Origin of the sequence: Klebsiella sp. X1-16S-Nf21, from assembly GCF_002837615.1 — a bacterium.
Classification (GTDB): domain Bacteria; phylum Pseudomonadota; class Gammaproteobacteria; order Enterobacterales; family Enterobacteriaceae; genus Klebsiella; species Klebsiella variicola.
In genome coordinates this window covers 1-18,566 of sequence record NZ_PJDK01000030.1, presented here as the reverse complement: position 1 = coordinate 18,566, position 18,566 = coordinate 1, and the positions used below count along the sequence as shown (strand labels likewise).

The window sequence follows — 18,566 nt, the reverse complement described above, 5'->3', positions numbered from 1 at the left end:
CACCGGGATCTAAAGATGGCTGAACCACGTTTCGTACACCTGCGGGTGCACAGCGACTATTCCATGATCGATGGGCTGGCAAAGACCGGGCCACTGGTCAAGAAGGCGGCCTCGCTTGGCATGCCGGCGCTGGCGATCACCGATTTCACCAACCTGTGCGGGCTGGTGAAGTTCTACGGGACGGGACACGGCGCGGGTATTAAGCCGATTGTCGGCGCCGATTTTCACGTGCAGTGCGACCTGCTCGGCGATGAGTTTACCGAGCTGACCGTGCTGGCGGCGAACAACACCGGTTACCAGAACCTGACGCTGCTCATTTCCCGCGCCTATCAGCGCGGCTACGGCGCGCTGGGGCCGTGGATTGACCGCGACTGGCTGGTGGAACACCAGGAAGGGCTGATTCTGCTTTCCGGCGGCCGTAAAGGCGACGTCGGCGTTAGCCTGATCCGCGGCAATATGCCGTTAGTGGAACAGTGCGTCGCGTTCTATGAAGAGCATTTCCCGGACCGTTATTTTCTTGAGCTGATCCGCACCGGTCGTCAGGATGAAGAGGCCTATCTCCACGCCGCCGTGGCGCTGGCGGAAGCACGCGGCCTGCCGGTGGTGGCGACCAACGATGTCCGCTTCCTCGACACCAGCGATTTCGACGCCCATGAAATCCGCGTCGCGATCCACGACGGCTTTACGCTCGACGACCCGAAACGGCCGCGCAACTACTCGCCGCAGCAATATATGCGCAGTGAGGAGGAGATGTGCGAGCTGTTCGCCGATATCCCGGAAGCGCTGGAGAACAGCGTCGAGATCGCCAAACGCTGCAACGTCACCGTGCGGCTTGGCGAATATTTCCTGCCGCAGTTCCCGACCGGCGATATGACCACGGAGGATTTCCTGGTCATGAAATCGAAAGAGGGTCTGGAAGAGCGGCTGGAATTTCTCTTCCCGGATCCTGCCGTCCGTGCTGAAAAGCGCCCGGAGTATGACCAGCGTCTGGATATTGAACTGCAGGTGATCAACCAGATGGGGTTCCCGGGCTACTTCCTGATCGTTATGGAGTTTATCCAGTGGTCGAAGGATAACGGCGTGCCGGTTGGCCCGGGCCGCGGTTCCGGCGCCGGCTCGCTGGTGGCCTACGCGCTGAAGATCACCGATCTTGATCCGCTGGAATTCGACCTGCTGTTCGAACGTTTCCTTAACCCGGAACGTGTCTCGATGCCCGACTTCGACGTCGATTTCTGCATGGAGAAACGCGACCAGGTTATTGAGCACGTGGCGGACATGTACGGCCGCGATGCGGTATCGCAGATCATCACCTTCGGTACTATGGCGGCGAAAGCGGTCATCCGCGATGTGGGCCGCGTGCTGGGTCATCCGTACGGCTTTGTCGACCGTATCTCCAAGCTGGTGCCGCCCGATCCGGGCATGACGCTGGCGAAAGCGTTTGAAGCCGAACCGCAGCTGCCGGAAATCTATGAGGCGGACGAAGAAGTTAAAGCGCTGATCGACATGGCGCGTAAGCTGGAAGGGGTGACGCGAAACGCCGGTAAACACGCCGGTGGGGTGGTTATCGCTCCCACTAAAATCACCGACTTTGCGCCGCTGTATTGCGATGAGCAGGGGCTGCATCCGGTTACCCAGTTTGACAAAAACGACGTGGAATACGCCGGGCTGGTAAAATTCGACTTCCTCGGTCTGCGTACGCTCACTATCATTAACTGGGCGCTGGAGATGATCAACAAGCGGCGGGCGAAAAACGGCGAAGGGCCGTTGGATATCGCCGCTATCCCGTTGGATGACAAGAAAAGCTTCGACATGCTGCAGCGCTCGGAAACCACCGCGGTCTTCCAGCTTGAATCGCGCGGCATGAAAGATCTGATTAAGCGTCTGCAGCCTGACTGCTTCGAAGATATGATCGCGCTGGTGGCCCTGTTCCGCCCGGGTCCGCTGCAGTCGGGGATGGTAGATAACTTTATCGACCGTAAGCACGGCCGCGAAGAGATTTCCTACCCGGACGTGCAGTGGCAGCATGAGAGCCTGAAACCGGTGCTGGAGCCGACCTACGGCATTATCCTGTATCAGGAACAGGTCATGCAGATTGCCCAGGTGCTCTCCGGTTATACCCTCGGCGGCGCGGATATGCTGCGCCGTGCGATGGGTAAGAAAAAACCGGAGGAGATGGCCAAGCAGCGTTCTATCTTTGAAGATGGGGCGAAGAAAAACGGCGTTGACGGCGAACTGGCGATGAAAATCTTCGACCTGGTGGAGAAATTCGCCGGTTACGGATTTAACAAGTCGCACTCCGCCGCCTACGCGCTGGTCTCCTACCAGACGCTGTGGCTTAAGGCGCACTATCCGGCTGAGTTTATGGCGGCGGTAATGACCGCCGATATGGACAACACCGAGAAGGTCGTTGGCCTGGTGGACGAGTGCTGGCGCATGGGGCTGAAAATTTTGCCCCCGGATATTAACTCCGGCCTGTACCATTTCCACGTTAACGACGACGGCGAGATTGTCTACGGCATCGGCGCCATCAAAGGCGTTGGCGAAGGGCCGATCGAAGCGATCATTGAGGCGCGCAACAACGGCGGTTATTTCCGCGAGCTGTTCGACCTCTGCGCGCGGACCGATATTAAAAAGCTCAACCGCCGGGTGCTGGAAAAACTGATTATGTCCGGGGCGTTCGATCGTCTCGGTCCGCATCGCGCGGCGCTGATGAACTCGCTGGGCGATGCGTTGAAAGCCGCCGACCAGCACGCGAAAGCGGAGGCTATTGGCCAGGCCGATATGTTCGGCGTACTGGCTGAAGAGCCTGAACAAATAGAACAGTCCTACGCCAGCTGTCAGCCATGGCCTGAGCAGGTGGTGCTGGATGGTGAAAGGGAAACCCTGGGGCTATACCTGACCGGGCACCCGATTAACCAGTACCTGAAAGAGATTGAGCGCTACGTCGGCGGCGTGCGGCTCAAAGACATGCATCCGACCGATCGTGGTAAAGTGACCACGGCGGCGGGGCTGGTGATTGCGGCGCGGGTAATGGTCACCAAGCGCGGCAATCGTATCGGCATCTGTACCCTGGATGACCGTTCCGGGCGTCTGGAGGTGATGTTGTTCACCGACGCGCTGGATAAATATCAGCAGTTGCTGGAAAAAGACCGCATACTTATCGTCAGCGGACAGGTCAGCTTTGATGACTTTAGCGGGGGGCTTAAAATGACCGCCCGCGAAGTCATGGACATTGACGAAGCCCGGGAAAAATATGCTCGCGGGCTTGCTATCTCGCTGACGGACAGGCAAATTGATGACCAGCTTTTAAACCGACTCCGTCAGTCTCTGGAACCCCACCGTTCGGGAACCATTCCAGTGCACCTCTACTATCAGAGGGCGGATGCACGCGCGCGGTTGCGTTTCGGCGCAACATGGCGCGTCTCTCCGAGCGATCGTTTACTTAACGATCTGCGTGGCCTTATCGGCTCGGAGCAGGTGGAACTGGAGTTTGACTAATACAGGAATACTATGAGTCTGAATTTCCTAGATTTTGAACAGCCGATTGCAGAGCTGGAAGCGAAAATCGATTCCCTGACTGCGGTAAGCCGTCAGGATGAGAAACTGGATATTAACATCGACGAAGAAGTGCATCGTCTGCGCGAGAAAAGCGTAGAGCTGACGCGCAAAATCTTCGCCGATCTCGGTGCATGGCAGGTTGCGCAACTGGCGCGCCACCCGCGCCGTCCTTATACCCTGGATTATGTCCGCCTGGCGTTCGACGAATTTGACGAACTGGCCGGTGACCGCGCCTACGCTGACGATAAAGCGATTGTCGGCGGTATCGCGCGTCTTGATGGTCGTCCGGTGATGATCATCGGCCACCAGAAAGGTCGCGAAACCAAAGAGAAGATCCGTCGCAACTTTGGTATGCCGGCCCCGGAAGGCTACCGCAAAGCGCTGCGCCTGATGGAAATGGCCGAGCGGTTTAAAATGCCGATCATCACCTTCATCGACACCCCTGGCGCCTACCCGGGCGTCGGCGCGGAAGAGCGCGGCCAGTCGGAAGCGATTGCCCGCAACCTGCGTGAGATGTCGCGTCTGAGCGTGCCGGTTATCTGCACCGTGATCGGCGAAGGCGGCTCCGGCGGCGCGCTGGCGATTGGCGTGGGCGACAAGGTCAATATGCTGCAGTACAGCACCTATTCGGTGATTTCGCCGGAAGGCTGCGCGTCCATTCTGTGGAAAAGCGCGGATAAAGCACCGCTGGCCGCGGAAGCGATGGGTATCGTCGCACCGCGTCTGAAAGAGCTGAAGCTGATTGATTCTATCGTTCAGGAACCGTTGGGCGGCGCGCACCGCAACCCGGAAGCAATGGCAGCGAGCCTGAAAGCGCAGCTGCTGGCAGACCTGGCCGATCTCGATCTGCTCAGCGAAGAAGAGCTGCTGAACCGCCGCTATCAGCGTCTGATGAGCTACGGTTACGCCTAAGTTTTCCGCTAGCGAAAAACACTAAGGGCCGGATTTTCCGGCCCTTTTTTTGTGTGCGATGCGCCCAGGGGATTGCTATGATGCTTGACTTAGGTGAATACCAGGAGGAAAGCGTGAATATTATCGCCATCATGGGGCCTCACGGCGTCTACCACAAAGACGAGCCGATCAAAGAACTGGAAGCGGCGCTGCAGCGCCAGGGCTTCCAGACCATCTGGCCGCAAAACAGCGCCGACCTGCTGCAGTTTATTGAGCACAACCCGCGCATCTGCGGGGTGATCTTCGACTGGGATGAATACAGCGTCGATCTGTGCAGCGATATCAATCAGCTCAATGAATATCTGCCCCTGTACGCCTTTATTAATGCCCACTCCACGATGGACGTCAGCAGTCAAGATCTACGCATGACGCTGTGGTTCTTCGAATATGCGCTGGGACTCTCCGAAGAGATCGCCACCCGCATTGGGCAGTATACCCGCGAGTACCTGGACAATATCACCCCGCCGTTTACCCGCGCGCTGTTTAACTATGTGCAGGAGGGGAAGTATACCTTTTGTACACCGGGCCATATGGGCGGTAGCGCCTATCAGAAAAGCCCGGTGGGCTGCCTGTTCTATGATTTCTTTGGCGGAAATACGCTGAAGGCGGATGTCTCGATTTCGGTCACCGAGCTGGGCTCCCTGCTGGATCATACCGGCCCGCATCTGGAGGCGGAGGAGTATATTGCCCGCGCCTTTGGCGCTGAACAGAGCTACATGGTGACCAATGGCACCTCGACGTCCAACAAAATTGTCGGTATGTACTCGGCGCCCGCCGGCAGCACGCTGCTGATTGACCGTAACTGTCACAAATCACTGGCCCACCTGCTGATGATGAGCGATGTGGTTCCCTTGTGGCTGAAGCCGACCCGCAACGCGTTGGGGATCCTCGGCGGTATCCCCCGGCGCGAATTTACCCGCGACAGCATTCAGCAGAAAGTACGCGACACGGGCGGGGCGCAGTGGCCCGTGCATGCGGTGATCACCAACTCCACCTACGATGGCCTGCTCTATAACACCACCTGGCTTAAGGAGACGCTCGACGTCCCGTCGATCCATTTCGATTCCGCCTGGGTGCCCTATACCCATTTCCATCCGATATATCAGGGGAAAAGCGGCATGAGCGGGGAGCGGATCCCCGGAAAAGTCATCTTCGAGACGCAGTCGACGCATAAGATGCTGGCCGCGCTGTCGCAGGCCTCGCTGATCCACATTAAGGGCAACTATGATGAAGAGACCTTTAATGAAGCCTTTATGATGCATACCTCGACGTCGCCGAGCTATCCCATCGTCGCGTCGATTGAGACCGCGGCGGCGATGCTGCGCGGTAACTCCGGTAAGCGCCTGATCCAGCGCTCCATTGAGCGGGCGCTGGATTTCCGCAAAGAGGTGCAGCGACTGCGCGAGGAGTCGGACGGCTGGTTCTTTGATATCTGGCAGCCGGAAGCGGTGGATAAAGCCGAGTGCTGGCCGGTGGCGCCTGGCGAAGACTGGCACGGTTTCAAAGATGCCGATGCGGATCATATGTATCTCGATCCGGTGAAGGTCACCATTCTGACGCCGGGCATGGACGAGCAGGGGAATATGGATGAAGAGGGGATCCCGGCGGCGCTGGTGGCGAAGTTCCTCGACGAGCGGGGCGTGGTTGTGGAAAAAACGGGCCCCTATAACCTGCTGTTCCTGTTCAGCATCGGTATTGATAAAACCCGGGCGATGGGGCTGCTGCGCGGCCTGACCGAGTTCAAACGCGCCTACGATCTCAATCTGCGGGTGAAAAATATGTTGCCGGATCTGTACGCGGAAGATCCCGACTTCTACCGCAACATGCGGATCCAGGATCTGGCACAGGGGATCCACCGCTTGATCCGTCAGCACCAGCTGCCGCAGCTGATGCTCAGCGCCTTTGACGTCCTGCCGGAAATGAAAATGACGCCGCATCACGCCTGGCAGCGCCAGATTAAGGGTGAGGTGGAAACCATTGAACTGGAGAACCTGGTCGGCCGGATTTCGGCCAACATGATCCTCCCTTATCCGCCGGGCGTACCGCTGCTGATGCCGGGAGAGATGATTACGGAGGAGAGCCGGGCAGTGCTCGATTTCCTGCTGATGCTCTGCTCTATCGGCCGTCATTATCCGGGGTTTGAGACCGATATTCACGGGGCGAAGCGCGATGAGGACGGCGTGTATCGGGTACGAGTCTTAAAAAATGACGAAAGGCTTGCGCGTTAACGGCGCGCACGAGTAACGTGGCTGGCTTAACAGAAGGAGTTTGACCATGCTGGGTTTGAAACGGGTTCACCATATTGCCATCATTGCGACTGACTACGCCCGCAGTAAAGCGTTCTATTGCGATATTCTGGGGTTTACGCTGCAAAGTGAGTTCTATCGCGCCGAGCGCGACTCCTGGAAGGGCGATCTGGCGCTCAATGGCGAGTACGTGATTGAGCTGTTCTCGTTCCCCTTTCCCCCGGCCCGCCCCAGTCGCCCCGAAGCCTGCGGGCTGCGTCATCTGGCCTTTAGCGTGGATGATATCGACGCCGCGGTAGCGCATCTGACGGCGCATGGCGTCGAGTGCGAAGCGATTCGCGTCGATCCCTTTACCGGCAAACGCTTTACCTTCTTTAGCGATCCGGACGACCTGCCGCTGGAAATATATCAGCAGTAAACCTTGCCAGCGCGACCCTGGCCCGGTAACTTGCCGGGCCATCACTTCTCGGTATGTTCGTGGATATGACGGCTGATATTGCGCATACGCTTCATCCCCATCGCCAGCTGCTGGTGGCCTTCAGCGGCGGTCTGGATTCGACGGTTCTCCTGCACCAGCTGGTGCTGCTGCGGGAACAGGATCCCTCGCTGACGCTGCGAGCGGTGCATGTTCACCACGGCCTGAGCGCCCATGCAGACGACTGGGTGGCGCATTGTCGGCAGATTTGCCAGCAGTGGCAGGTGCCGCTGGTGGTGCATCATGTGACGTTAGCCAGGGGCGGTCTCGGCGTGGAGGCCCATGCCCGTGCGGCGCGCTATCAGGCCTTTCAGGATACGCTCAATGCCGGCGAGGTGTTAGTGACCGCCCAGCACCAGGATGACCAGTGCGAAACGCTGCTGCTGGCGTTAAAACGCGGCAGCGGTCCTACTGGTCTGTCGGCGATGGCGCCATCCTCTGCCTTTGCCGACAGTCGACTACTGCGTCCTCTCCTCAATGAAACCCGCGAATCGCTACGCCAGTGGGCGCTCGCCCATCAGCTGTCGTGGATTGAAGATGAGAGTAATCAGGACGATACCTATGACCGCAACTTTCTGCGCCTGCGGGTGATCCCGGTCCTGCGCGAGCGCTGGCCGCACTTTAGCGAGGCCGTTGCCCGCAGCGCCAGCCTGTGCGCCGAGCAGGAACAACTGCTGGACGAAATGCTGGCGGCGGAGCTGGCGTCGCTGGTGGCCGAAGATGGCTCGCTGTCTATCACGCCGCTGACGCCGATGAGCCCACCCCGTCGCGCGGCGCTGCTGCGTCGCTGGCTCGCCGGGCATCAGGCGCCGATGCCGGCCCGGGAGGTGCCAGAGCGCCTCTGGCATGAGGTGGCGCTGGCGCGGGAAGATGCCAGCCCTTGTCTGCGGCTGGGGGATTTTACCGTCCGCCGTTTTCAACAGCGTTTGTACTGGGTGAAGTATCTTCCCGGCCAGACGGAAAGTGTCCAGCACTGGCCCGACTGGCGCCAGCCGCTGCGGCTGGCAGACGGTCTCGGCGAGCTGATGCTGCAGCCCGGCGGCAGGCTGCGCCCGCCGTCTGCGGATGAGCCGGTCACTGTCCGCTTTCGCGCCAGCGGCCACCTGCATATCGTCGGACGCCACGGCGGACGTAAGCTGAAGAAGATCTGGCAGGAGCTGGGCGTTCCTCCCTGGCGACGAGACACTACGCCGCTGCTGTTTTACGGCGAAACGCCGATCGCTGCAGCGGACGATCTGTTTGTGACCACCGAAGGTGAAGTGAAGGACGGGGAAGGGGTCAGGCTGTCATGGAGGAAAACGGGCGGTTAAGCCCGTTTTGATTCAGGATTCGCTCACCACCACGGTGCCGATTTCCGGGTGACTGAAGCTGGCGATTTTATCCAGGCGCAGCTCGCGGACGTTGCCGGCGAGTTCGACCACCAGATACTCGATATTTTTACGCGAGATTAGATCGCTGGCCTTTGCCTGCAGCTGTTCGCCATCCTTCAGCGCCAGCGTCAGCACCAGGTGATGCTGGCAAGCCAGTTCCAGGTTGTCGTAATCATCGCAGTTAATGGGTTGATAAGTATCATTCATTGACATAATCGCTCACCAGTAAGTTTGCTGCCGCATAAGCGGCCTTTTCCCTGACTGACTCCGAAAGGGCCTCATCCGCCGCAATCTCATTCAATACTTTCAACACGCAACCCAGCGCATCCGGGATATACCCTAAGTCTCCGCTGGCTATTTCCGCATACCGCTTGCGTATTAACTCACAATAGTGGTCCACATGCCCTCCTGTCAGCGTTCTGACTCAACCGTGGGATGCAAGTTTAAGCCTACGAAGATAAACTCTGTTTAGCAAGGGAACTATATCATAGTCATTTAAGCAATTTCAGCAGGATGAAACAGGTTGCTGCGATTGACGACAGCCTTTTGCCGCCAGTTTCGCTACAATGTCCGCCATTCTTTTCAGGAGTTTATTCATGGCGCTGAAAGCGACAATATATAAAGCTGCGGTAAATGTAGCCGATCTGGATCGCAACCAGTTTCTGGATGCTAACCTGACGCTGGCGCAGCACCCCTCGGAAACCCAGGAGCGCATGATGCTGCGCCTGCTGGCGTGGATCAAATATGCCGATGAACGGCTGCAGTTTACCCGCGGCCTGTCGTCGGACGACGAGCCGGAGCTGTGGCTGCTTAACGATCATCTCGGGGTCGATCTGTGGATCGAACTGGGTCTGCCGGATGAGCGGCGGATTAAGAAAGCCTGCTCACGGGCGCAGGCGGTAGCGCTGTTTGCCTATAATAGCCGGGCCGCTGAAATCTGGTGGCAGCAGAATCAGAACAAGCTTGCGGCGTACCCGAAGTTGACCATCTGGTATCTTGATGACGCGCAACTGGCGCAGCTTAGCGCCTTTGCCGACCGTACCATGACACTGCAGGCCACTCTGCAGGACGGTAGTATCTGGTTATCCGATGCTCGGAATAATCTGGAAATTCATTTGACGGCCTGGCAAGCACCGGCATGATTACCATTAGCCGCAGCGTGACCCTTGCCGATAACGAGGTTACGCTGGAAGGTATTCGTGCCCAGGGGGCCGGGGGCCAGCATGTGAACAAAGCGTCGACGGCAATCCATCTGCGCTTTGATATTAAAGCTTCAAGCCTGCCGGAGTTTTACAAAGAGCGCCTGCTCGCCGCCAGGCACCACTTAATTTCTGCTGACGGTGTGGTTATCATTAAGGCTCAGGAATACCGCAGCCAGGAGATGAACCGCGAAGCGGCGATTGCCCGGCTGGTGGCCCTCATAAAAGAATTAACCGCAGTGCAAAAAAGTCGCCGGGAGACGCGACCGACTCGGGCATCCAAAGAGCGACGCCTTGCTTCCAAGGCACAGAAGTCCTCAGTCAAGGCGCTGCGTGGGAAAGTTCGCCAGTGAAGACGTCGGCGAACGGGTGAAATGGATGATAAGGAAAGCAAAGTGAAGAAAATCGTATTCTCCGTGATAGCGGCCTGCTCGCTGTTCGCGCTGTTTGGTTGTAACCATCGCGCCGAGACTGACACCGTACAGCCAGCGGCGATGGAAGAGCTCAAACCGATGCAGCAAAGCTGGCGTGGGGTGATGCCTTGCGCGGATTGTGAAGGTATCGACACCTCGCTGTTCCTGGAAAAAGACGGTACCTGGGTGATGAACGAGCACTACCAGGGCGCTCGTCGTGAACCGTCATCTTTTGCCTCTTATGGCACCTGGGCTCGCACAGCGGATAAACTGGTGCTGACCGACAGCAAAGGCGAGAAATCATATTTTCGCGCGAAGGGCGACAAGCTGGAGATGCTTGACCGCAACGGGAGCCCCGTTCAGTCTCCTCTCAATTATACCCTGGAGCCGGTGAAGGCCAGCCTGCCGACCACCCCGATGGCGATGCGCGGCATGTATTTCTATATGGCCGATGCGGCAACCTTTACCGATTGCGCGACCGGTAAACGCGTCGCGGTGGCGAACAATGCCCAGCTTGAGCGGGATTATGCCGCTGCCCGCGGCAATGATTCACGACCGGTGCTGCTGGTGGTGGAGGGGCACTTTACCCTCGAGGCGAACCCGGACACCGGCGAAATGATGAAGACGCTGATGACGGACCAGGCCGGCAAATTTATTCCCGGTAAAGACTGTAGCCATTGATTGTCAGGCCCCTGCCCGGGAAACGGGCAGGGGATGATCCCACACAGTACCCCTACTTGCTCCTGCTATTCGCCCTGTCATATACAGAGTGAGCGTGAGTCTGGCTGGCGGAAAAGCGCAAATCTTTTCTTTACTCCGCATCGTCCTTCGGTTTATTCAGCCCCACCAGCTTCCCGGCCTGAAGATAAACGCCCAGTTTCAGATGCCCGACATACTGTAGCTGCGTTTCGGGTTTAAACGTGGCGACGTCTCCTTCCCGCATGTGCAGCAGATCGGAAGGACTGATCCACGCCGCCTGCGCCAGGGTCAGCGGATGCCCGGCTCTGACGAAGGCCTCGCTAACAAACTCCGAGCAAAACCACGCTTTCTTGTCGGCGCTTGCCGCATCGCCCAGTTGCGCTTTGGCCAGGCCGCTCACGCACTGCTGACGAAAGTTACGCGAGAAAGGGTTGAGCGAGCAGAGCGGTTTGGTGACCATATAAGGGATAAACTGAATAATGCCGCGATAGTTATACCCGCTGTCTTTGACCTGCCAGGCAAAATTTTTCATCGCCGTTGCCTGGTCCGGCGTCAGGTCGGGCACCCTGAGGGCAAAGAGTTTATCGCTATGCGCCAGCGCCTGCTGAACAGAAATCACCTGTACGCCAGCGCCGGTGGCTTCCGCGATCTGACCCTCGCCAAGATACAGTGCGACGTGGCTAACGGAAGAGGCGCTGAAGGCGCGGATCCCAAGCGAAGTGATACCCATGCTGGACGAGAAGAGCAGGTCGCCGGAACGGAGATCGCTTTCGTCAATTTCGTGGAGCCCGCTGCCGGCAATCGAGCTTTGACGCTGGAGAGTGACAGCCCATGGCGGGGAGCGGCCCTCGGTAGCGGATGCGGAAGCGGCGCTGCGGCCGACGTCTATGGTGCAGGCGGTAAGCAGCAGCAGGGCGGAAGTAAGCAGTCCGCTGCTGAGGATAGGTGCAGTCATGGGTACTTTCCTTGTAAAAAAAAGGCCCTGACATCCGTTCAGGGCCCTGAGGTGGTTGCTTAGCCTTTTATCGCTTTAACCAGATATTCCACGATATCACCGGTTTTAATCAGCTGCTTCTCACCATTGCGACGATACTTGTATTCGATATCATCGTTATCGAGGTTCCGATCGCCCAGCACGATGGTGTGCGGAATACCGATCAGTTCCATATCGGCGAACATCACGCCCGGACGCTCTTTACGGTCGTCCATCAGCACATCGATGCCGTGCGCACGCAGCTCGGCGTACAGCTTCTCGGCCAGCTCCTGCACGCGATAGGACTTGTGCATATTCATCGGCAGAATTGCCACCTGGAACGGCGCGATGGCGTCTGGCCAGATAATCCCGCGATCGTCAAAGTTCTGCTCGATAGCGGCGGCCACCACACGGGTCACCCCAATACCGTAGCAACCCATGGTCAGGATCTGGTTACGGCCATCTTCGCCCTGAACTGCGGCATTCATCGCCTGAGAGTACTTAGTACCCAGCTGGAAGATGTGGCCCACTTCGATACCGCGCTTGATAAGCAGAGTACCCTTGCCGTCCGGGCTCGGATCGCCGGCAACGACGTTACGAATATCAGCAACTTCCGGAGTCGCGACGTCGCGATCCCAGTTGATGCCGAAGTAGTGTTTGCCATCGATGTTAGCGCCAGCGGCGAAATCGCTCATTACCGCGACGGTACGGTCGATAACCACCGGGATCGGCAGGTTCACCGGACCCAGGGAGCCCGGACCCGCTTTCACCAGAGCGCGGATCTCTTCTTCGGTGGCGAAGGTCAGCGGGCTGGCGACCTGCGGCAGTTTTTCCGCTTTCACTTCGTTCAGCTCGTGATCGCCGCGCACCAGCAGGGCAACCAGCGGGGAGGCGCTACCTTCAACCGCTTTCACCAGCAGGGTCTTCACGGTTTTTTCGATCGGCAGGTCGAACTGCTCAACCAGCTCGGCGATGGTTTTGGCGTTCGGCGTATCAACTAGGGTCATCTCCTGGGTGGCGGCTGCGCGCGGCTCTTTTGGCGCAACGGCTTCCGCAAACTCGATGTTTGCCGCGTAGTCGGAGCTGTCGGAGAAGATCACATCGTCTTCGCCGCTCTGCGCCAGCACCTGGAATTCATGAGAGGCGCTGCCGCCGATAGAACCGGTGTCAGCCTGTACCGCACGGAAATCCAGCCCCATACGACTGAAGATTTTGCTGTAAGCGGTATACATCGCGTCGTAGGTTTCCTGCAGCGATTCCTGAGAGGTATGGAAAGAGTAAGCATCTTTCATCAGGAATTCACGGGAGCGCATCACGCCGAAACGCGGGCGCACTTCGTCGCGGAATTTGGTCTGGATCTGATAGAAGTTCAGCGGCAACTGCTTATAGGAGTTCAGCTCGTTGCGGATCAGATCGGTAATGACCTCTTCGTGGGTTGGACCGAGGACGAACGGGCGATCGCCACGATCGGCAATGCGCAGCAGCTCCGGGCCATACTGCTCCCAGCGACCGCTCTCCTGCCACAGTTCAGAGGGCTGAACGACCGGCATTAACACCTCGATCGCACCGGCATTATTCATTTCTTCACGCACGATGTTTTCGACTTTTTTCAGGACGCGCACGCCGGTCGGCAGCCAGGTGTATAACCCGGAGGCCAGCTTGCGGATCATCCCGGCGCGCAGCATCAGCTGGTGGCTGATTACCTCGGCGTCGGCAGGTGTCTCCTTCAGAGTGGAGAGCAGATATTGGCTAGTACGCATGTTGTAACGGTTCCAGTTAAACGAGCGGAACAGGCTGGTTGCCCAGCCTGAAACAAAAAAAGTGGTTTAGTTTACCAGTGTGGCAAAGATGCCAAAAGAGAGGAAAAATAAAATTAGCGCGCTTCGAGGGCAAAGACTTCAAAACCAGAGGCAACCACCCGCCAGCGGACGTTGAAATCCAGCAACCAGACGGCATAATTTTTTCCTGCTTCTTCCTCTTTACGGTAGGCCGGGCGCGGATCCTGCGCCAATACTTCGCGGATAAACGCTTTGATATGCGGGTAGCGTTTTTCCAGGGTCAGTAACTGTGCTTCTGTTTCCGGTGTAAAACTGACGTTCATACCCGCCAGCGGCGCCTGTTGCGCATAGCTGGCGCTGGCATCCGGCAGGGCTTCGGCGAAAGGAAGATACGGTTTGATATCAACCACCGGCGTCCCGTCGACGAGATCGAGGCTACCGAGTTCCAGGATCACCTGATCCTTCTGGCAGCGAACGCCTTTCAGCTCAACCAGCGACATGCCGATGGGGTTGGGGCGAAACGTCGAACGGGTGGCGAAGACGCCCATCCGCGCATTGCCTCCCAGTCGGGGAGGGCGCACCGTCGGACGCCAACCGCCTTCCATGGTCTGATGAAACACAAACAGGATCCACAGATGGCTGAAGTTTTCCAGGCCTCGCACGGCGTCGGCCTGGTTGTAGGGCGCAACCAGATGCAGTTCTCCGCCGCCGTGTTTCACCAGACCAGGCTGGCGAGGAACGGCAAATTTCTCTTTATACGGCGAGCGGATAACGCCTATCTGCGCGAACTGGAATGCACTCATTGTGCCGAAACGTTAAGCGCCGAGCCCAGACAAACCGCCTGACGGTAGCAGCCTGGCGTGCCGCTGGTCACTTCGCAGCGGTGAAGCAGGACGGCATTGGCTTTCATGCGTGCCGCATTCACCTGCAGACGCTTGCGGGCGGTTGGGATGTTCGGCGGAGAATCCTGATTTGAGGCCTGGCATGACTCACCAGTCACTTCACCCAGATCGCGGAACGGTTTTCCCACCAGCTCTGACGCATCGGTATAAATACGTACCGGCGCCGGACGGGTTGCGCGTGGTTTGCTCGGCTCAGATTTAACCGGGGGGGTTGCAGTGCTTTGAACAGGTTCAACGGGGGATCTGCTTAGCATGGAACAACCGCTTAACATGAGTGCTAACAAACAGACCGGTAAAGCACGCATAGTATTTCCTCAATGAATAAAAAACAGGGCGTTATTGAATCAGGTGCTTGCATAAATGACAAGACGGGCGTGAAGCCCGTCCTGAATGATATTACGGTGAGAAAAGATTACCAGCCTTTCACTGCGCCGCCGTTAAAGATCTTGTTCGCCGCTTCGTAAACTTCATCGCTCTGGTAAGCCTGAACGAATTTCTTCACATTCTCAGCATCTTTATTGTCTTCACGCGCCACAATCAGGTTCACGTAAGGAGACTCTTTGCCTTCAACAAAGATACCGTCTTTCGCCGGGGTCAGGCCAATCTGGCTGGCGTAAGTGGTGTTGATGACGGCCAGCGCAATCTGTGCGTCGTCCAGCGAACGCGGCAGCTGTGGCGCTTCCAGTTCAACAATTTTCAGGTTTTTCGGGTTTTCGACGATATCCAGCGAGGTCGGCAGCAGGCCCACGCCGTCTTTCAGTTTGATCAGACCCACCTGCTGCAGCAGCAGCAGGGAACGGCCGAGGTTAGTCGGATCGTTCGGGACGGCGATCTGCGAGCCCGGCTGCAGTTCGTCCAGCGATTTGATTTTCTTCGAGTAACCCGCGATCGGATAGACGAAGGTGTTGCCAACGGAGACCAGCTTATAGCCACGGTCTTTAATCTGCTGGTCGAGATACGGTTTATGCTGGAAGGCGTTCACGTCGATATCGCCTTTGCTTAGCGCTTCGTTTGGCAGCACGTAATCGTTGAAGGTCACCAGCTCAACATCGAGACCATACTTCTCTTTTGCCACTTTCTGCGCAACTTCAGCGACCTGCTGTTCCGCCCCGACGATAACGCCGACTTTAATATGATTCGGATCTTTTTCATCCTGACCGCAACCCACCAGCGCCAGAGAACCGATTAACGCGCCAACTGCCGCAAAGGTTTTGAAATTAAAGGCCATGTTATTTCCTTCCTGTAAGAATGAGTGTTGTCTGCCAATAACGTTATTTATGAGTCACAGCCCGGACGATACGATCGCCAGAGAATTGAATTAAATAAACCAGAATAACCAGTAACACCAGTACGGTATTCATCACCGTTGCGTTGTAGCCGATATAACCGTACTGATAACCAATCTGCCCCAGACCACCGGCGCCCACCGCGCCGCCCATGGCGGAGTAGCCTACCAGGGTAATAAGCGTGATGGTGGCGGCGTTGACCAGCCCCGGTAGCGCTTCAGGCAGCAGAACCTTGCGGACGATCTGCAGCGGTGTGGCGCCCATCGCGCGGGAAGCTTCGATGAGCCCGGTCGGGATCTCCAGCAGGGCGTTCTCCACCATGCGGGCGATAAACGGCGCGGCGCCCACCGTCAGCGGAACGATTGCCGCCTGCAGGCCGATCGAGGTGCCGACGATTACGCGGGTAAACGGGATCATCCAGACCAGCAGGATAATGAACGGAATGGAACGGAAAATGTTCACCAGCGCCGACAGAGTACGGTACAGTTTGGCATTGGCGACGATTTGCCCCGGCCGGGTCACATACAGCAGCACGCCCACCGGCAGACCAAGGACAAAACCGAAGAAGCCGGAGACAAAGGTCATTGCCAGCGTTTCCCATACGCCGCGCAACAGCAGCCACATCATTGCCTCAGACATAACCCAATACCTCTACTTTTACATGATGTTCCTGCAGCCAGGCGATGGCCGCCTGAGTGTCTTCCTGTGTACCGTGCATTTCGGTGAGCATGATGCCGAACTTCACCCCGCCGGCATAATCCATCTGCGCGCTGATAATGTTGTTATTCACATTGAAGCGACGCGCGGTTTCAGAGAGCAGCGGCGCATCGACGGAGTGGCCGGTAAATTCCATACGCAGCATCGGCACGCTATCCGCTGTGGCAGTAGATTTCAGGCGCGCCTGGTAGTCATCCGGAATATCGAGGTGCAGCGTGGACTGAATAAACTGCTGGGCCAGCGGCGTCTTCGGATGGGAGAAGACTTCGCTCACCGTATCCTGCTCGATCAGTTGACCGTTGCTAATGACCGCCACGCAGTCGCAGATGCGTTTCACCACATCCATTTCGTGGGTGATCAGCAGAATGGTCAGTCCCAGACGCCGGTTAATGTCTTTCAGCAGTTCGAGAATGGAACGGGTGGTGGCCGGGTCGAGGGCGCTGGTGGCTTCATCGCACAGCAATACCTTCGGGTTGCTGGCCAGCGCGCGGGCAATAGCGACGCGCTGTTTCTGGCCACCGGAGAGATTAGCCGGGTAGCTGTCGTGCTTATCACCCAGGCCGACGAGATCCAGCAGCTCCGTCACACGGCGTTTGATTTCTGCCTGCGGGGTGTTATCCAGTTCCAGGGGCAACGCGACGTTGCCGAAAACGGTCCGGGAGGCCAGCAGGTTAAAATGCTGGAAAATCATGCCAATCTGACGGCGCGCACGGGTTAGCTCTTTTTCCGACAGTGCAGTCAATTCCTGACCGTCAACCTGTACGCTGCCCTCGGTCGGGCGCTCCAGCAGGTTGACGCAGCGAATCAGCGTACTTTTACCGGCGCCGGAGGCTCCGATGACGCCATAAATTTGTCCGGCAGGGACATGCAGGCTGACGTTATTCAGCGCCTGAATGCTGCGATTCCCCTGCTGGAACACTTTGGTGATATTGGAAAGTTTAATCATCAGTTATTTATTATCGTTTAGCCGTTTGCCGTGGCATTTTCTTCTGCCGTATCCAGGCGATGCCTGGCAATGAAATGGATGTTAAGGCATCCAGACGTCTAAATCAATCTGACTCTTTATAATGAGCACTTTCTTGCATGCTGAAACATGCGATACTAACGGCACTAGCCTTTTTCAGGAGCAAACCGGTGGCAAAGTCAGTACCCGCAATTTTTCTCGACCGTGACGGCACTATTAATGTCGATCATGGCTACGTCCACGAAATCGACAATTTTGAATTTATCGATGGCGTCATTGACGCGATGCGCGAACTAAAAGAGATGGGCTATGCGCTGGTGCTGGTCACTAACCAGTCCGGTATTGCACGCGGTAAATTTACCGAAGCCCAGTTTGAAACGCTGACCGAATGGATGGACTGGTCTCTGGCCGATCGTGGCGTCGACCTGGACGGTATCTACTATTGCCCGCATCACCCGCAGGGTGCGGTGGAGGAGTACCGTCAGACTTGTGATTGTCGTAAACCGCATCCGGGGATGCTGATCTCCGCCCGCGATTATCTGCATATCGATATGGCTTCTTCCTATATGGTAGGGGACAAACTGGAAGATATGCAGGCTGCTGCGGCGGCAGATGTCGGTACTAAAGTGCTGGTGCGTACCGGTAAGCCCCTGACTGAAGAAGCGGAAAAAGCGGCTGACTGGGTGCTAAATAGCCTGGCAGAGCTGCCTGCGGCGATTAAAAAGCAGCAAAAATAAGCGTTGCGTTTAAAAGATGAGCGGTTGAAATAAAATTGTATTTTTCCGCTTGTCATTCCCGGAGAGCTCCCTATAATGCGCCTCCATCGACACGGCGGATGTGAATCACTTCACACAAACAGCCAGTTCGGTTGAAGAGAAAAATCCTGAAATTCAGGGTTGACTCTGAAAGAGGAAAGCGTAATATACGCCACCTCGCGACAGAGCGCTAAAGCGCGTCGCAACTGCTCTTTAACAATTTATCAGACAATCTGTGTGGGCACTCAAAGTGACATGGATTCTTAATGTCTTCGGACAA

General features: G+C 57.1%; 18 protein-coding genes. 9 read left to right on the top strand and 9 right to left on the bottom strand.

Going from position 1 to position 18,566, the window contains the following annotated elements; translation table 11 throughout:
- Positions 1 to 15 precede the first annotated feature (15 nt).
- The 5 genes from dnaE (at position 16) to tilS (ending at position 8,540) form a co-directional block, all read left to right on the top strand.
- The gene (gene dnaE / locus CW267_RS15165; protein WP_008807346.1) at positions 16 to 3,498 is read left to right on the top strand and encodes a DNA polymerase III subunit alpha; all 3,483 of its coding nucleotides are present in this window, start codon (positions 16 to 18) and stop codon (positions 3,496 to 3,498) included.
- A 12-nt stretch (positions 3,499 to 3,510) separates the two neighbouring features.
- Positions 3,511 to 4,470, top strand: coding sequence for an acetyl-CoA carboxylase carboxyl transferase subunit alpha (gene accA, locus CW267_RS15160; RefSeq protein ID WP_008807345.1), 960 nt, complete (start codon positions 3,511 to 3,513; stop codon positions 4,468 to 4,470).
- 113 nt (positions 4,471 to 4,583) lie between these two features.
- Entirely contained in the window at positions 4,584 to 6,737 is a 2,154-nt protein-coding gene (locus CW267_RS15155; protein ID WP_004204462.1) for a lysine decarboxylase LdcC, read from the top strand.
- A 46-nt stretch (positions 6,738 to 6,783) separates the two neighbouring features.
- Positions 6,784 to 7,173: a VOC family protein gene (locus CW267_RS15150; RefSeq protein WP_002889387.1), complete on the top strand. Its 390-nt coding sequence runs from the start codon at positions 6,784 to 6,786 to the stop codon at positions 7,171 to 7,173.
- Between the two features lie 53 nt (positions 7,174 to 7,226).
- Positions 7,227 to 8,540, top strand: coding sequence for a tRNA lysidine(34) synthetase TilS (tilS, locus tag CW267_RS15145; RefSeq protein WP_100781220.1), 1,314 nt, complete (start codon positions 7,227 to 7,229; stop codon positions 8,538 to 8,540).
- A gap of 12 nt (positions 8,541 to 8,552) precedes the next feature.
- Here tilS and rof read toward each other — a convergent pair whose 3' ends face one another.
- Both rof and CW267_RS15135 read right to left on the bottom strand, forming a co-directional pair.
- Complete coding sequence (rof, locus tag CW267_RS15140) at positions 8,553 to 8,813, bottom strand: Rho-binding antiterminator (protein ID WP_002889424.1); 261 nt, start codon at positions 8,811 to 8,813, stop codon at positions 8,553 to 8,555.
- The gene (locus CW267_RS15135; protein ID WP_002889429.1) at positions 8,800 to 9,000 is read right to left on the bottom strand and encodes a YaeP family protein; all 201 of its coding nucleotides are present in this window, start codon (positions 8,998 to 9,000) and stop codon (positions 8,800 to 8,802) included. Before CW267_RS15135 ends, rof begins: the two co-directional genes overlap by 14 nt.
- A 196-nt stretch (positions 9,001 to 9,196) precedes the next feature.
- Here CW267_RS15135 and CW267_RS15130 point away from each other — a divergent pair, with 196 nt between their 5' ends.
- The 3 genes from CW267_RS15130 to nlpE are packed head-to-tail and all read left to right on the top strand — an operon-like array spanning position 9,197 to position 10,893.
- Positions 9,197 to 9,742 (top strand): YaeQ family protein, encoded by a 546-nt coding sequence (locus tag CW267_RS15130; protein WP_008807343.1) that lies wholly within the window; start codon positions 9,197 to 9,199, stop codon positions 9,740 to 9,742.
- Positions 9,739 to 10,152, top strand: coding sequence for an alternative ribosome rescue aminoacyl-tRNA hydrolase ArfB (gene arfB, locus CW267_RS15125; RefSeq protein WP_008807342.1), 414 nt, complete (start codon positions 9,739 to 9,741; stop codon positions 10,150 to 10,152). Before CW267_RS15130 ends, arfB begins: the two co-directional genes overlap by 4 nt.
- A gap of 42 nt (positions 10,153 to 10,194) precedes the next feature.
- On the top strand, positions 10,195 to 10,893 hold the full coding sequence (gene nlpE, locus CW267_RS15120) for an envelope stress response activation lipoprotein NlpE (protein WP_096834304.1): 699 nt from the start codon (positions 10,195 to 10,197) through the stop codon (positions 10,891 to 10,893).
- Between the two features lie 130 nt (positions 10,894 to 11,023).
- Here the strand turns inward: nlpE and CW267_RS15115 are convergent, their stop codons facing one another.
- The 7 genes from CW267_RS15115 to metN form a co-directional block, all read right to left on the bottom strand.
- Entirely contained in the window at positions 11,024 to 11,866 is an 843-nt protein-coding gene (locus tag CW267_RS15115; RefSeq protein WP_100781219.1) for a YaeF family permuted papain-like enzyme, read from the bottom strand.
- A gap of 59 nt (positions 11,867 to 11,925) precedes the next feature.
- The gene (gene proS, locus CW267_RS15110) at positions 11,926 to 13,644 is read right to left on the bottom strand and encodes a proline--tRNA ligase (RefSeq protein WP_012968899.1); all 1,719 of its coding nucleotides are present in this window, start codon (positions 13,642 to 13,644) and stop codon (positions 11,926 to 11,928) included.
- A 113-nt stretch (positions 13,645 to 13,757) separates the two neighbouring features.
- Positions 13,758 to 14,465, bottom strand: a complete 708-nt coding sequence (tsaA, locus tag CW267_RS15105; RefSeq protein WP_012968898.1) for a tRNA (N6-threonylcarbamoyladenosine(37)-N6)-methyltransferase TrmO — start codon at positions 14,463 to 14,465, stop codon at positions 13,758 to 13,760.
- Positions 14,462 to 14,869 carry an Rcs stress response system protein RcsF gene (rcsF, locus tag CW267_RS15100; RefSeq protein WP_008807337.1) on the bottom strand — a complete coding sequence of 136 codons (408 nt, stop codon included), beginning with the start codon at positions 14,867 to 14,869 and terminating at the stop codon, positions 14,462 to 14,464. Before rcsF ends, tsaA begins: the two co-directional genes overlap by 4 nt.
- A gap of 107 nt (positions 14,870 to 14,976) precedes the next feature.
- Positions 14,977 to 15,792, bottom strand: coding sequence for a methionine ABC transporter substrate-binding lipoprotein MetQ (gene metQ, locus CW267_RS15095; RefSeq protein ID WP_008807336.1), 816 nt, complete (start codon positions 15,790 to 15,792; stop codon positions 14,977 to 14,979).
- Positions 15,793 to 15,835: 43 nt separating this feature from the next.
- On the bottom strand, positions 15,836 to 16,489 hold the full coding sequence (locus tag CW267_RS15090) for a methionine ABC transporter permease MetI (protein ID WP_004204478.1): 654 nt from the start codon (positions 16,487 to 16,489) through the stop codon (positions 15,836 to 15,838).
- Positions 16,482 to 17,513 (bottom strand): methionine ABC transporter ATP-binding protein MetN, encoded by a 1,032-nt coding sequence (gene metN, locus CW267_RS15085; RefSeq protein ID WP_023297090.1) that lies wholly within the window; start codon positions 17,511 to 17,513, stop codon positions 16,482 to 16,484. Before metN ends, CW267_RS15090 begins: the two co-directional genes overlap by 8 nt.
- A gap of 188 nt (positions 17,514 to 17,701) precedes the next feature.
- On the opposite strand from metN, the gene gmhB reads away from it, so the two are divergent.
- Positions 17,702 to 18,268 carry a D-glycero-beta-D-manno-heptose 1,7-bisphosphate 7-phosphatase gene (gene gmhB, locus CW267_RS15080; RefSeq protein ID WP_008807333.1) on the top strand — a complete coding sequence of 189 codons (567 nt, stop codon included), beginning with the start codon at positions 17,702 to 17,704 and terminating at the stop codon, positions 18,266 to 18,268.
- Positions 18,269 to 18,566: the final 298 nt, after the last annotated feature.